We start from the raw sequence: 14750 nt of genomic DNA, 5'->3' as shown, positions 1-14750 counted from the left end.
CGCAACCGCAGACGGAGGGCAACGGCGATGTCGCCGAGGCCGAGCACACTTATCCCGCTCTAGATCTGAGACGTCAATTCTGCCGGGAAGTCGTCGTTGTCGGCGTCGCGCATGGCGGCGAGGCTGCGGTTGTCCAGCACCTCGGCGATCGCCTGACGCACTTCCAGCATCATGTGGCGGACCTGGCAGGTTGCCTCGTCGCAATCCTCGCAGCGCTGGTACTGCGTGCGGCTGGCGCAAGGGATCGGCGCCAGCGGCCCGTCTAGCACGCGCACGACATGGCCGATCTTGATCTCGGAAGCGGGCCGGGCGAGGCGATAACCGCCTTCCTTGCCCTTGCGGCTCTGGACGAAACCGGCATTGCGCAGCTCGCCGAGGATCGCATCCAGGAATTTCTTCGGTATGTTGTTGGCGACCGCGATGTCGTTGACGAAAGCAAGCTGACCGGCCGGCAGGCTGGAAAGATGCACGAGGGCCTTGAGGCCGTATTTGCCTTTTTTGGTCAGCATGCCCGATTCAGTTCATCAAACCCCAATGCGTCTGCATCTGGCGGTTGTTTGTGTGCAAATCATGACAGTTTGACAGTTGAACACTCTCTGGACCAACAATTTGCCGGTGCAGCTTAGGCACAAACGCGTTGATTCTTCGTAACGTTTTTCACGTTGAGGGCAGGATTTCCCCCCGCGAACTCATGCCGGCCGCTTTCATGAAGGAAGCCGGCAAAGCCGGCTCCCATCGTTTTACTTCCGGACGTCCTTCAGGTTGAGCCGCTAGCGGCTGCCATAGGCCTGGTCGAGCAAGCCGCCGGCGGCGAAATGCTCTTTCTGCACCTTGTCCCAACCGCCGAAGACCTCTTCCACCGTCAGCAGGCGCACATCGGGAAAGTCGGCTTTGTACTTGCCTGCGACCGTCGCATCGCGAACCCGCATGCCATTGCTGGCGGCAATGTCCTGGCCTTCCGGCGTGTAGAGGAAATCGAGATAGGACTTGGCGAGATCGCGGCTGCCATGCTCGTCGGCGACCTTGTCGACGATCGCCACCGGGAATTCGGCCAGCAGGCTGACCGAAGGCGTGACCTGCTCGAATTTGTCGTCGCCATATTCCTTGCGGATGCCGCGCGTCTCCGACTCGAAGGTGATCAGCACATCGCCGATCTCGCGCTGCACGAAGGTGGTGGTGGCGGCGCGGCCGCCGGTGTCGAAGATCGGCACGTTGTTGAACAGCTTGGTGATGAACTCCTTCACCTTGGCGTCGTCGCCCTTGAAGGCTTCCTTGGCGTAGGCGGTTGCCGCCAGATAGGTGTAGCGCGCATTGCCGGATGTCTTCGGGTTCGGGAAGATCACCTGCACGTCGTTGCGCACCAGGTCGTTCCAGTCCTTGATGTGCTTGGGGTTGCCGGCACGCACCAGGAAGGACGGCAGCGAATAGAAGGGCGAGGCGTTGTCGGCGAAATCCTTCTGCCAGTCGGCCGAGACGAGACCCTTCTTGACCAGGAAGTCGACGTCGGTCACCTGGTTGAAGGTGACGACATCGGCGGCAAGACCCTCGGCGATGGCGCGCGCCTGCGCCGAGGTGCCGGCATGCGACTGGTCGATGGTGATGCCGGGATGCTTGGCGATGAAGGCCTTGTTGATGTCGGCGAACAACTCCCGGCCAACGTCATAGGATGCATTCAAGAGCTTATCGGCCGACCAGGCTTGGGAGGATGCGAGGACGAGACCGGCAACAGCCGCGATGCCGAGCAATAGACGCTTCATGAAACGCTCCAGAGAAAATCAAAGCGGGACTTTGGCGACAAGCATAGCGGCGGAGGGTGACCGTCACGAGACATGCCGGCCGATCTGATGCCTGGCGACTGGAAAATCTCACGCCGAAACAGCCGTTTGATAGGATTATCTTTCAGACAGATTCATGGTGCGCTCAAGGCAGAGAAGTGCTGGCTGTCGAAGTCGGAAAGTCAGCCCGCCGGAAAAAGCTTCCAACGCCTGGGCCTGAAGGCGACTCGGCTCTTCTGCGCGGCGGGATGGTCGACCGGCAGCTCGATCTCGACGCGCTGGCGTTCGCCGCCGACCTCGAGCTCGACGCGCCTGGTACCAGCGACGCGGCGGCTGGCGGCGACCGTGCCGGCGATACAGCCGCTGCAGCCGTCGACCAGGTCGACATCGTGCGGACGGAAGTGGAGAACCGCCTCGCCGGACGGCGCATGCGGCGCCTGGAGCCCGATCGGCCGGTCGGCGATCCAGACCTCGCCATTCTCGACCTTGACCGGCAGCGAGCTCGACTCGCCGATGAAGGAGTAGACGAAGGGCGAGTTCGGCGTGTCGTAGATATCGTCGGCGGTGCCGACCTGCTCGATGCGGCCCTGGCTCATGACCACGACGCGGTCGGCGAGTTCCAGCGCCTCTTCCTGGTCATGGGTGACGAAGACGGTCGTGTGGCCGGTGCGGTCATGGATCTCGCGCAGCCAGCGGCGCAGCTCGCGGCGGACCTGGGCATCGAGCGCGCCGAAGGGCTCGTCGAGCAAAAGCACTTTCGGCTCGATCGCCATTGCGCGGGCCAAGGCCACGCGCTGGCGCTGGCCGCCGGAAAGCTGGGCGGGATAGCGCTTTTCCAGTCCCGACAGCTGGACGAGGTCGAGCAGTTCCAGCGCCCGGCGGCGAATTTCCTGCGCCGGCGGCCGCGCGGCACCATGCCGGACCTTCAGGCCGAAGCCGATGTTGTCGGCGACCGTCATGTGGCGGAACAGCGCATAATGCTGGAAGACGAAGCCGACATTGCGCTCCTGGATCGACTTCTGCGAGGCATCCTCCTCGCCGAAGAAGATCGCGCCCTTGGTCGGGCGCTCCAGGCCGGCGATCAGGCGCAGCAGCGTCGTCTTGCCGGAGCCGGACGGCCCGAGCAGCGCGATCAGCTCGCCCGACCGGATGTCGAGCGACACGTCGTGGAGCGCCGGAAACCGCTCAAACTCCTTGCGCACGTTGACGACGCGAACTTCCATACAAATCCCTCAATTCGTTGACGCTGCCGTTGTCCCGAAGCCCCCGGGCTTCGGGCGACAGATATTCCTCAGTGCCCGCGCGTCGCGGCCAGTTCGGCGCCGTAGCGCATCTCGAGAAGCGTTTTCAAGACCAACGTCACCAGCGCCAGGCCGGCAAGCAGCGAAGCGACCGCAAAGGCGCCGACGGCGTTGTATTCATTGTAGAGGATCTCGACATGTAGCGGCATGGTGTTGGTGAGGCCGCGTATGTGGCCCGACACCACCGACACCGCGCCGAACTCCCCCATGGCGCGGGCGTTGCAGAGCAGCACGCCGTAGAGCAGCCCCCATTTGATGTTGGGCAGCGTCACGTACCAGAAGGCCTGCCAGCCGCTGGCGCCAAGCGAGAGTGCTGCCTCCTCGTCGCCATTGCCTTGTTCCTGCATCAGCGGGATGAGCTCGCGGGCGACGAAGGGGAAGGTGACGAACATCGTTGCCAGAACGATGCCGGGCACGGCGAACAGGATCTGGATGCCATGCGCCTTCAGCCATGCGCCGAGCAAGCCTTGCGCCCCGAACAGCAGCACATAGACCAGGCCGGAAATGACCGGCGAGACCGAGAAGGGCAGGTCGATCAGCGTGGTCAGGAACGCCTTGCCCTTGAACTCGAACTTGGCGATAGCCCAGGCGGCCGAAATGCCGAAGACGAGATTGAGCGGCACCGAGGCCGCCGCCACCAGCAGCGTCAGGCGGATGGCCGAGCGCGTGTCGGCATCGCCCAGGGACTGGAAATAGGCGCCAACCCCCTTGGCGAAGGCCTCCTTGAACACGATGATCAGCGGCAACAGCAGGAAGACGCCGAGAAAGACCAGTGTGACGATCGTCAGCGCGATGCGGACGGGCCGGCTTTCGGTGACCGCGGCCGAGCGACTCTCATGCAGTGGCTCGTAGGATTTGATCTCGGGATCAGCCATAGCGCTTGCGGCTCCATGTCTGCACCAGGTTGATGACCAAGAGCATCGCGAAGGACAACCCCAGCATGATCGCGGCGATCGCGGTTGCTGCAGGGTAGTTGTACTCCTCCAGCCGGATGACGATCAAAAGCGGCGCGATCTCGGATTTGTAGGGCAGGTTGCCGGCGATGAAGATGACCGAGCCGTACTCGCCGACGCCGCGCGCGAAGGCGAGCGAGAAGCCGGTGACGATGGCAGGCGCCAGGCCTGGCAAGAGCACGCGGGTGATGATCTGGAAACGGCTGGCGCCAAGCGTGGCGGCGGCCTCCTCGACCTCCTTGTCCAACTCCTCCATGATCGGCTGGACGGTGCGCACGACGAAGGGCAGGCCGATGAAGACCAGGGCCACGACAATGCCGAGCGGCGTGTAGGCGACCTTGATGCCGAGCGGCATCAGCAATTTGCCGAGCCAGCCGCTGGGAGCATAGAGCGTGGTGAGCGCGATGCCGGCGACCGCGGTGGGCAGTGCGAAAGGCAGGTCGACCATGGCGTCGACGATCCGGCGGCCGGGGAAACGGTAGCGGACCAGCACCCAGGCGACCAAAGTGCCGAAGACGACGTTGACCGCGGCGGCGATGAAGGCGGTGCCGAAGCTGATCTTGAGCGCCGTGAGCGTGCGCCGGTCGGTGGCCAAGGCCCAGAAATCGGTCCAGCCGAGCGCTGCCGAGCGCCAAATGAGCCCCGAAAGCGGGATGAGGATGATGAGCGTGAGGTAGGCAAGCGAGAAGCCGAGCGTCAGTCCGAAACCCGGAATGACACTCGGCTGTCTGAATCGCCACCCCGCGTGAGCGGGTGCTGTGGTCATGCTGTTCTGGATCGTCCCTTCTTACTCAACCAGATCGCAGTCGCCGGTTTTTGAGGCCGGCCTCTCACTGCGCCGGCTTGTAGATCTGGTCGAATATACCACCGTCGCCGAAATGGTAAGGCTGCGCCTTCTTCCAGCCGCCGAATTGCGGGTCGTCGATGGTGACCAGCTTGATCTGTGGCAGCTTGGCGAGGTCCTCAGCCGGCACCAGTTCGGGCTTGGCGGGGCGATAATGGTTCTTGGCGATGATGGTCTGGCCTTCCTTCGAATAGAGCCAGGAAAGATAGGCTTCGGCCACCTTGCGCGTGCCCTTGGCGTCGACATTGGCGTCGACGACGGCGACCGGCGGCTCGGCGAGGATCGAGGTCGGCGGGTAGACGATGTCGAAATTGTCGGCGCCGAATTCGTCGAGCGCCAGATAGGCGTCGTTCTCCCAGCCGATCAGCACGTCGCCCAGGCCCTTCTGGGCGAAGGTGACGGTCGAGCCGCGGGCACCGCTGTCGAGCACCGGAGCATTGGCGTAGAGCTTGCTGACGAATTCCTTGGTCTTGGCCTCGTCATTGCCGTCATGCGCGTTGGCATAGGCCCAGGCCGCAAGATAGTTCCAGCGCGCGCCGCCAGAGGTTTTCGGGTTCGGCGTGATCACCTGCACGCCGTCCTTCACCAGATCGCCCCAGTCCTTGATGCCCTTGGGATTGCCCTTGCGCACCAGGAAGATGATAGTCGAGGTGTAAGGCGCTGAGTTGTTTTCGAATTTCTTGCGCCAGTCGGGGTTGATCTTCTGCGACTTTGAGACAATGGCATTGATGTCGCCCTCGAGCGCCAGCGTCACCACATCGGCGTCGAGGCCGTCGATCACGGCGCGGGCCTGGGCGCCGGATCCGCCATGGGACTGCTGGATGGTGACCGTCTCGCCGGTCTCGGCTTTCCAGTGCGCGGCGAAGGCCTCGTCATAGGCCTTGTAAAGCTCACGTGTCGGGTCGTAGGACACGTTTAAGATGGTGGTATCGGCGAACGCGAAACCGAGCGTACCGAACTGGACAGATGTGGCGACCAGCGCGCCGAGCAGTTTCCTGAAATGAGGGTTGGTCATTTCCGCCTCCGTTGAACTGCTGCGAACTCTACCGAGTTTATAGAAATTAGATGCATTGAATGTTGCCTTTTTAACCTCCTCGAAGCAATTTTTCGCCGAGCTTGGGGTAATTGAGGAAATAACTTCCTCAGCAGGCAGCCGCGCGGCTCTTTATCCGCCAACCCAATTAGAAACGACCGGGGCCAGGACAAGCCCGGTACGCCTTAATCGGCGGTGACTGGAAAATCGAAGCGCTGTTTCGGAAAAGGCTCTTTTGCCAAGGTGAAATGCCACCATTCGCGAGCATAGTTACGGAAGCCGGCGGCGCGCATGGCGGCAAGCAGCATCTTGCGGTTGGCCGCCGCTTCGGCGGGAAGAGGGCGGTGCGCCGTCTCGCTCATCGGATCGAAGCAGTCGAAACCGGTGCCGAAATCGAGCGTTCCGCCGTCCGGCGCGCCACAGGCCGGAGGTACGGGGCCTGTCTTGCCGGCCCCGGCGATGGCGAGGTCGACCGTCGAGCCGCGCGAATGGCTGGACAACTCGCCGACATAACCCTTGGCGATGAGATCGCCGCGCTCGACCGTCGGGTACCATTGGGGATCGGGAGGGCCGCCCTCCCGTGTCCACTTGCCCATGTCGGTGACGGCCCGCGCGGGTCGATAACAATCGAAGACGATCAGTGTCAGGCCTTTTTCGGTCATCGCTTTCTGGACGCGCGACAAAGCCTTCGCCGCTTGCGTGGTCAGGATGCAGACGGGAGCGTCATAGCCGTCGGCCTTGCGGTGCAGGAAGTTTTCGGGGCCGGCGTAGCGGATGTCCTGGCGAATGGTCGGGTCGACATCGGCCAGCCTGACGAAGCCGGCGGGCAGGGGATCGGCGTGAGCCGGGAGAGGGCTCGCGATTGCTAGCGCAAGCGCTGCGAAGAATGCTCCCAATAGAGGTCGGCGCGAAGCCCCCCTCTCTGCCCTGCCGGGCATCTCCCCCTCAAGGGGGGAGATTGGCAGCTTCGACGCTTGCCGCATCCTATTCAACGAAAACCTTCACACTCGCCGCGCGGCCGGCGGCGTCGATCACGGTCAGCGTCGAATAGCCGGTGCCGTCTGGCTGCCATGTCGCCGTGCGGCGGCGGTCGATGCCGGCGAGCGGCTTGCCGTTGGCGAGCCAGCGGAACGGCGCGCGGCCGCCCTGCAGCTTCAGCACCAGCGGGGTGGCATTGGCCGAATTGGTGCCGAGGTCGACGCGGGCGCCATTGGGCGGGAAGATGATGGTCGGCGCCGGCTCGGTTGCGGTCGCCTGCACCAGTCCGTCGGCGCCGGCGCCGAAGCGGGCGAGCGTCACCGGCAATTCCTCGCGCTTGGGATTGAAGACGCCCGGCGGCCGGCCGGGCAGCGGCACGCTGGCAAGGCCGGAACGCACGAAACCTTCGAACAGGATGGGGGCTGCCGAAACGTAGCCCGACAGGCCAGGGACGGGACTGGCATCGGCGCGGCCGACCCACACACCCAGCACATAGCGGCCGTCGAAGCCGACGGACCAGGCATCGCGATAGCCGTAGGACGTGCCGGTCTTATAGGCGATGCCGCGCTGCATGGCGCCTTCCGGCGGCTTCACGCCAGAGAGGATGTCGTTGATCTGCCAGGCCGCTTGATCGTCGAGGATAGTGGCTGTGATGCGCTCGGCATTGGCCGGCTCGGTGCCGTCATGCAGCGTGTGCATCTTGCCGCCATTGGCGAGCCCCGTATAGAGCTGCACCAGGTCGCGCAAGGTCACGCCGACGCCGCCGAGTCCGATCGCCAGACCCGGCGCCTCGTTGACCGGCAGGATCGGGTTGACGCCGGCCTGGCGGAAGCGCGCCGTCAGCCGCGCCGGACCGACCGCGTCGAGCACGCGGATCGCCGGCACGTTGAGCGACAATTGCAGCGCCTGGCGGATCGAGACGTCGCCCTGGTAACCCATGTCGAAATTCTTCGGACGGTAGCCGCCGAAATCGGCCGGGCTGTCCTCGATGATCATCTCCTGCGCCACCAGTCCTTGCTCGAAGGCAAGTCCGTAGATGAAAGGCTTCAGCGTCGAGCCAGGGGAGCGCACCACCTTTGTCATGTCGATCCAGCCGGAGCGGCTGGCGTCGAAGAAATTGGCGGAGCCGACTTCGCCGAGGATGTCGCCGGTGCGCGCGTCGGCCATGACCATGGCGACGGAAAGCTTTGGCCCGAGCTTCCTGGCGGCATCCCTTGCCACCTGCTCCAGCCCTTGCTGCACGCTTTTGCGGATGGTGAGCTGCAGCGGCTTGCCGGGCACGGCCCTGGGCAGCATGGCGTAGGAGGCATGCGCGGCCAGCGCCGGCAGCTTGCGGCGCAGGCCGGAAACATCATCGAGCGCGGCGCGCGCGGCTTCGCGTTCGCCGAGCTTGCCGGCCGAGACCATGCGGGTCAGCACGCGGTCGCGTGCGGCATGGGCGATGTCGAGGTTGCGGTCCGGCCGGCGCTTTTCCGGCAATTGCGGGAGCGCCACGAGGAGGGCGGCTTCCGAGACGGTGAGCCGCTTCGGCTCCTTGCCGAAATAAGCGAGCGAGGCGGCACGGACGCCTTCGAGATTGCCGCCATAGGGCGCCAGCGTCAGATAGCGTTCGAGGATTTCCTGCTTCGAAAGCCGCCGCTCGATCTGGATGGCGCGCAGCATCTGCTTGAGCTTGGAGCCGAGGCTGCGGCTGTCACGCGGCTCGATGAGCCGGGCGAGCTGCATCGACAAGGTCGAGCCGCCGGACACGATATGGCCGCTGGTGACGAACTGACCGGCGGCGCGGCAAAGCGCCATGACGTCGACGCCCCGGTGATCCCAGAAGCGCTTGTCCTCATAGGTAACGAGCATTTCGACGAACTGCTTGTCGACCTGGTCGAGCCGGGTTTCGAGCCGCCAGTAGCCGTCGGGCGTGGCGAAGGCGCGCAGCAGCTGGCCGTCGCGATCCTGGACCTCGGTGGAGACCGTCAGCTTTGCTGGAAGCGGCGGCGGGAAGGCGCGGTCGAGTTCCCAGAGCGCGCCTATCGAAAGCGCCGCGAAGCCAGCGAGGCAGGCGCCTGCGATGGCGGTTCGTCTGAGAAATCTTCCGGAGAGCATGGCGCTGCCCCTCATCCGCCTGCCGGCACCTTCTCCCCGTATAGAGACGGTGAGAAGGGAGAGTCCGGCGACCTGTTCATCGCTATTCCGCTTTCACCTCCATCACGCCGGTGGCGGTGCGGGCCGAGTATTGCGGCCGGTACATGTCTTCCACCGTCGCCGCCGGGTGGGCGTAGGTGCCTGGCGTCACGGCGCGCACGACATAGGCCAGGGTGATGTTGCGGTCGCCGTCGCCTTCATTCGGGTTGAAGGCGGCGACGAAGCGGTCGTCGCGGAACTCCAGATGCGCGGCGTCGGTCTGCGCCAGCCAGGAGAAGTTTGACAATTGCGCGCTGGAGACCAGGCTCGGATTGTCGATCTCGAAGCCGGCCGGCAACAGGTCGGTGATCAGCAGGCGTGAGGGCCACTTGTTCTGCTCGTAGACCTTGAGCACGACCACATAACGCTCATTCTGCTTGGCCTCGGTGACGTTGGCTTCGGTGCCGTCGAGCTTGTAGTAGGTGCGATCGATGGTGAAGCCGTCGCCGCCGGCCGGCAGCGGGTCGACGGGTGCTGCCACCGCGGTGACCACCGCCTGCAGCGGCGTCGCGCCGGTGTTGGCGATGGTGAGCGGGCTGTCGGCGAGATCGCTGCCGCCGACCTGGTCGGAATAGCCGCCCGAATGCGGCGCGCCGTTGACGGAAAGCGTGATGGAATCATTGCCTTCCTTCAGCGCCCGCGCGGCAAGCAGCATCCAGGATTCGTCCTGTGTGCTCGTCCAGCGGGCGTCGGCGCGTGCCACGCCCACCAGCTTGATCAGCTGCGGCATGATGCTTGGCACCGGCTTCGACTCCGCCGCCAGCGCCAGCATCGCCGCGCCGTCACGCAGCCGCGAGCCATAGTCCGAGCGGTACCAGTCGTAGTCGGTTTCCGACTGCGCCAGCCTGAGCGCCGTCTGGAAGGTCGATTCCGAACGCTGCGTGTCGCCGTAGAGCGCCAGGCTCGCCGCCAGCTGGGCGACGGCCATCGGGCTGGAGAAGGCTTCGAGCTGCGTGTCGGCGTAATAGCGCAGATCGCCGATCGAGGCCTTCTTGTTGCGGGCGAGCACATAGAGCGCGTAAGCGATGTCGCTGCCGCGATCCTGGACGCTCTGGTCGTAGCCCAGCGAGTTCTGCAGGTTGTTCAGCGCCTGGTTCATGGCCAGCGCCGGAACGTCATATTTCTCCTCGCGCGCCCGGGTCAGGAATTCGCTGACATAAGCGTCGAGCCACAGATCGCCTGAGCCCGGACCCCAGAGGCCGAAGCTGCCGCTGGACGACTGATAGGAGAGCACCTTGTAGATGGCGTCCTGGATGCGGCCATGCAGGTCCGGGTCGTTCTCCATGCCAATGCTCTTGGCCATGTCGTTGACATAGAGCAGCGGCATGGCGCGGCTGGTGGTCTGCTCGGCGCAGCCATAGGGGTAGCGGTCGAGGCTCATCAGCAGCGACGGCACGTCGAGCGCGGACGACTGCGAGACGCCGACGCTGACCGAAGCACCGTCGAGCACGCTTGCGGCGAGCAGCTCCTTGTCGACGCGCAGCGAGCCGCCATGCGGCTTCAGGTCGACCACCATGCGGTTGGTGACCGGAAGCTGCGCCGGGCGGACCGGCAGGTAAAGCGTCTGCTCGACCTCGGTGCCGTCGGCATGCGCAAGCTTGACGGTGATCGAGGCGTCGCCCGCGGTTTTCGCGACCAGCGGGAAGGTGAGCGACTGGCGCTTGCCCTGGGCGAGCGTCAGCTTCTCGGGCAGGGGCTTGCCGCCGGTCGAAAGATCGCCGGTCGTGGTGACCGACAGGGCATAGTCGCCGGCCGGGCCATCGGTGTCGGCGATGTCGAGGCGCATCGTCGCCGCATCGCCCGGCGCCAGGAAGCGCGGCAGGCCGGCGGTGATCACCACCGGGTCGCGTACAATGACGTCGGTCTGAGCGTGGCCGACGGCTTCCTTGGTCCAGGCGACAGCCATGACGCGCACGGTGCCGTTGAATTGCGGGATGTCGAAATCGACCCGCGCCTTGCCATTAGCGTCGAGCTCGACCGGGCCGGAGAAGAAGGCGACCAGCTTTTCGGTCGGCGGGCTGCCTTGCGCCTGCATGTTGGCGCCGTCGCCGCCGGTCCTTATCTTGCCGGTGGTGCCGAGCGAGCCGTCGATGAGGCGGCCGTAGAGATCGCGAATCTCCAGACCCAGCATGCGTTGGCCGAAGAACCAATCCTCCGGATCGGGAGCCTTGTAGTTGGTGAGATTGAGGATGCCGACATCGACTGCCGCCACCATGACATAGGCGTTGCTGCCGGCCCGGGCGCCGTTGACGGCGATCGGGATCGACAGCTGCTGGTGCGGCAAGGTCTTTTTCGGCGGCGTCAACGTGACCGCCAGCTTCTTCGAGCCGGGATCGACCGAAAGCCATTTGACGCCGATGGCGCGGGCCGGCATGCGCGATTCCTGCGCGTCGCCGGGCCGGAACAAGGTCGCCGTGACATAGGCGCCGGCGCCCCAGTCGTCGCCGACAGGGATGTCGACGGTGCTGCCGCCGGCCGGCACCGAAGCGGTGACGGTCTTCAACAGCTTCTCTGCGCCGATGGTTATCAGAAGTTCGCCGGCAAAATGCGGCGAGACCTTCAGCTTGGCGACTTCGCCGGCGGCGTAAGTGTCCTTGTCGAGCGCGATCTCGAGGCCGTCGGGCGTCTCGGTGGTGGTCGAGGCCACATACCAGCCGGCATCGAGCTCATAGCTGGTGGCCGGACCGTCGGGATCGGCCGTCTCGACCTCGAGCCGGTAGCGGCCCCAGTCGACGGGCAGCGACACCGTTGCCTCGCCGTCGGCTTTCAGGTCGACCGCGCCGTTGGCGACGGCCTTGGTGAGGTTCACAGCCTCGTAGTTCCAGGAATTGTTGTTGCGATACCACTGATAATTGCGCTCCACCTTGACCAGCGACCACTGGGCGCCTTTGAGGTCCTCGCGCTTGCCGTTCGGATCGACGGCGATGATGCTGAACTTGGCGGTTCCGCCCTGCGGCACCTCACCATCCGCGAAATCGGGGCGAATGCCGATCACGTCGCGCTGCGGGCGGACGCCGATATCGAGCGAGCGCTCGACGGCGCGGCCGCCGGCCTCGCGCATGCGCACGGTGACCTTGGCGTTGACCAGCTTGGTGGTCGACGGCAACTGGTCGATGGTGACCGGGAAGGTCGCCTTGCCGTCATCGCCGACCACCGGAAGGTTGGTGAAAGGCGTCACGGTCGGCTCGGCCGACTGTTCGTCGGCGAGGCCGAAGGTGAAGTCCTTGAAGCTGTCCCAGGTGCTCGTGGTCGACAGTGTCATCTCGCCTTCGAGCGCCAGGCCGGCGGCCGGCGCGCCGTAGAGGAAGCGGCCGTCGACGGTGGCAGTGGCGGTTTCGCCTTGGGCGATCTCCTTCTTGTCGGCGGTCAGATCGAATTCGATGCGATCCGGCACGAAATCCTCGACCAGGAACATCTGGCTGGCGACGGCCGCCTGCTTGGGGTCGGTGTAGATCGACACCGTCCAGGTGCCGCGCATGGCGTTGGCCTCGAGCGGCAGGTCGACGGCATGACCGCCGGCGGACTCGCCATTGCTGACGATGCGGCGGTTCTCGACGCCGTCTGGGCGCGTGAAGATGAAGGTCAGCGGCAGGTTCTCGACCGCCTTGGCGGCGCCATCACGGGCGAGCGCCGCGACATGCACGTCCTCGCCGGCGCGGTAGATGCCGCGCTCGGTCCAGGCATAGACGTCGAGCGCGCCGGGCGAGGCACGCCCCTCGACGCCGCGATCCGACAGATCGAAGCCGGCCTTGGCCATATCGAGGAAGACGAAGTCGTTGTCGCCCTGCTTGGCCATCAGCACGGCCGGCACCATGCCGTTTTCACCTCGGGTCAGGCCGGGATTGAAGACGGCGTGGCCTTCGGCGTCGCTGGTCGCGGTGCCGAGGATTTCGTTGTTCTTGGCCAGCAGCGTCAGTTCGGCGCCCGAAATCGGCTTGGCCGAGCCTAGCGAACGGGCAAAGACGTTGAGGCCGTCCTGGCCGGTATAGGTGGAAAGGCCGATGTCGGAGACGACGAACCACTGCGTAGCGCGCGAGCCATAGTCGTCGCTCTTGTCGTCGACCGGCTGCGCGGTCAGCACATAGACGCCGGGCTTGCGCTGCGGGATCGCCTCATCCACCGGGAAAGAGGTGGTCACTTCCTTGTTGAGATCATTGGCGATGTCGAGCGTGCCGGACCAGACGGGCGCGCCCATCTGGTCGGAAATGGTGGAAATGTCGTAGCCGTCGAGCTGATGCAGGAACTGGTAGCCGGACAGAAGCTGCGCCAGCGAACGATCGCCGATGCGGTAAAGCGTCATCTTGGCGGCGTTCATGTTGACGGTGACGACCGGAATGCCGCGGCGGGCCCCGGCCGGCAGCACGAAGCTGTCGCCGGTGAAGCGGGCGGACGGGGCGCGGTCCTGAACGTAGATCGAGAGCACGACGGGCGCGGCGATCGTCTCGCCGATCGCGGCCGGCAGGCCGGCGCGGAAGGTCACGTCATAATGCTGGCCGTGCTCCAGGCCCTCGACGCAGATCTGCTTGTCCTTGGCCTCGACGGCCTTGGGCGCGGCATTGTCGACGGTGACGAACTGCGCATAGTCGACGCCGGTCTTGACCAGTTCCTCGGAAAACTGGGCGCAGATGCGCGGCGAGGAGGAATCGGCATCGACGGTGTGCTCGATGACGCGGAAACCCTTGCGCGCCTTGAGGTCGGCATAGTCGGCCTGGACGGCCGGCGAGCTCACCAGCGCAAGGCTTGCCTCGTAGGCCTGCAGCGAGGGCCGGTAGAGATCGCGTTTGTCGAGGCCGGCGCCAAGCAGCGCCAGCGCCTCGGCGCGGGTCTTCGTGGTTCGGACCAGCTTGTAGGCGTTGAAGGCGGCCGAAGTGATGTTTGTCGGGAAGGTCGACGGTTCGGCGGTGTTGGAAGCCGGCTCCACGGCAAGCGTCTCGCGCGCCAGCGCCAGCCATAGCGCGCCGTCGTCGGGCAGCACCGAGACCGCGGCCTGGTATTTCTGCATGGCAAGGCGATGGTCGCCGGTGAGTGCTGCCTGCCCGGCGGCGGCCTGCAGCGCGGCAAGCCCTTCCGTCGGCTTGTCATAGGCCGGATCGGTCAGCTTGTTGCGGAACTGCTGGGCCTGGTCGGCCATCCAGTTCGGGAAAAACGCCAGCGCCGGCGGCGCGCCGATGTCGGGGTCGCCATCGACATTGGCGATCTTGCCGGCGACGGCGCCGGTGAAGGATTTCAACTGGTTATAGTCGGATTTGAGAAAACACCACTTCGCCTTGGTGTTGTAGGTGAAGGCGCGGCAGGCGGAATCGCCGAGACAGGTGGTCTTGCACTGGTCGAGACTGACATTCTGCTCCGACCGGAGGTCGAAGCCGAAATAATCGGAGTTATCGGTTGTTACGATTCGCCGGGCTTCGGCCGCCAATGCCGCCCCGCCCAGGGCGAAAGAGATGAGAAGAAGGAAAGAGAGACCACGACCCGCGCGCATTGCCACATCACCCTCCAGACGTTGCCAGCGTCCAGGCATGATCAAGCTTCGCTCAGGCTTGTCAACGCCCGGAACGCTGCAGGTTTATCACCCGCAAACGGTTCCCATGCCGGCCAAAGGCCGGTATTTCGACATAACCTCTGTGAGACGGATCACACTTTCTTGCGAAAATGCAAAAGGTGTGAATTCCAAGCCCGTACTATTTCAGACAA

The 14750-nt window shown here is 64.8% G+C and carries 9 protein-coding genes; all 9 read right to left on the bottom strand.

Features of this window, described 5'->3' with window-relative positions; all coding sequences use genetic code 11:
• Positions 1–59: 59 nt before the first annotated feature.
• Positions 60–509: an RrF2 family transcriptional regulator gene (locus DPM33_RS10520; protein WP_027167615.1), complete on the bottom strand. Its 450-nt coding sequence runs from the start codon at positions 507–509 to the stop codon at positions 60–62.
• A 261-nt stretch (positions 510–770) separates the two neighbouring features.
• Positions 771–1757: a sulfate ABC transporter substrate-binding protein gene (locus tag DPM33_RS10515; protein WP_112097370.1), complete on the bottom strand. Its 987-nt coding sequence runs from the start codon at positions 1755–1757 to the stop codon at positions 771–773.
• A gap of 200 nt (positions 1758–1957) precedes the next feature.
• Complete coding sequence (locus tag DPM33_RS10510; RefSeq protein ID WP_112097369.1) at positions 1958–2998, bottom strand: sulfate/molybdate ABC transporter ATP-binding protein; 1041 nt, start codon at positions 2996–2998, stop codon at positions 1958–1960.
• 68 nt (positions 2999–3066) lie between these two features.
• Positions 3067–3951 (bottom strand): sulfate ABC transporter permease subunit CysW, encoded by an 885-nt coding sequence (cysW, locus tag DPM33_RS10505; protein WP_112097368.1) that lies wholly within the window; start codon positions 3949–3951, stop codon positions 3067–3069.
• Positions 3944–4795: a sulfate ABC transporter permease subunit CysT gene (cysT, locus tag DPM33_RS10500; RefSeq protein ID WP_112097367.1), complete on the bottom strand. Its 852-nt coding sequence runs from the start codon at positions 4793–4795 to the stop codon at positions 3944–3946. The genes cysW and cysT overlap by 8 nt, the downstream gene beginning before the upstream one ends.
• 64 nt (positions 4796–4859) lie before the next feature.
• Positions 4860–5888 carry a sulfate ABC transporter substrate-binding protein gene (locus DPM33_RS10495; RefSeq protein WP_112097366.1) on the bottom strand — a complete coding sequence of 343 codons (1029 nt, stop codon included), beginning with the start codon at positions 5886–5888 and terminating at the stop codon, positions 4860–4862.
• A 203-nt stretch (positions 5889–6091) separates the two neighbouring features.
• Positions 6092–6844, bottom strand: a complete 753-nt coding sequence (locus DPM33_RS10490) for a M15 family metallopeptidase (protein WP_112097365.1) — start codon at positions 6842–6844, stop codon at positions 6092–6094.
• Positions 6845–6890: 46 nt separating this feature from the next.
• Positions 6891–8981, bottom strand: a complete 2091-nt coding sequence (pbpC, locus tag DPM33_RS10485) for a penicillin-binding protein 1C (RefSeq protein WP_245442070.1) — start codon at positions 8979–8981, stop codon at positions 6891–6893.
• Between the two features lie 82 nt (positions 8982–9063).
• On the bottom strand, positions 9064–14544 hold the full coding sequence (locus DPM33_RS10480) for an alpha-2-macroglobulin family protein (RefSeq protein ID WP_112097363.1): 5481 nt from the start codon (positions 14542–14544) through the stop codon (positions 9064–9066).
• Between the last annotated feature and the right edge of the window lie 206 nt (positions 14545–14750).

This window comes from Mesorhizobium hawassense (genome assembly GCF_003289945.1).
GTDB lineage: Bacteria > Pseudomonadota > Alphaproteobacteria > Rhizobiales > Rhizobiaceae > Mesorhizobium > Mesorhizobium hawassense.
This window is presented reverse-complemented; position numbering and strand designations above follow the sequence as displayed.

Bases quoted from the DNA above. Each gene is read 5' to 3' on its own strand.
- DPM33_RS10490 (WP_112097365.1), bottom strand. From the start codon at position 6,844: ATGCCCGGCAGGGCAGAGAGGGGGGCTTCGCGCCGACCTCTATTGGGA.
- cysT (WP_112097367.1), bottom strand. From the start codon at position 4,795: ATGACCACAGCACCCGCTCACGCGGGGTGGCGATTCAGACAGCCGAGT.
- cysW (WP_112097368.1), bottom strand. From the start codon at position 3,951: ATGGCTGATCCCGAGATCAAATCCTACGAGCCACTGCATGAGAGTCGC.
- DPM33_RS10515 (WP_112097370.1), bottom strand. From the start codon at position 1,757: ATGAAGCGTCTATTGCTCGGCATCGCGGCTGTTGCCGGTCTCGTCCTC.
- DPM33_RS10520 (WP_027167615.1), bottom strand. From the start codon at position 509: ATGCTGACCAAAAAAGGCAAATACGGCCTCAAGGCCCTCGTGCATCTT.
- pbpC (WP_245442070.1), bottom strand. From the start codon at position 8,981: ATGCTCTCCGGAAGATTTCTCAGACGAACCGCCATCGCAGGCGCCTGC.
- DPM33_RS10510 (WP_112097369.1), bottom strand. From the start codon at position 2,998: ATGGAAGTTCGCGTCGTCAACGTGCGCAAGGAGTTTGAGCGGTTTCCG.
- DPM33_RS10495 (WP_112097366.1), bottom strand. From the start codon at position 5,888: ATGACCAACCCTCATTTCAGGAAACTGCTCGGCGCGCTGGTCGCCACA.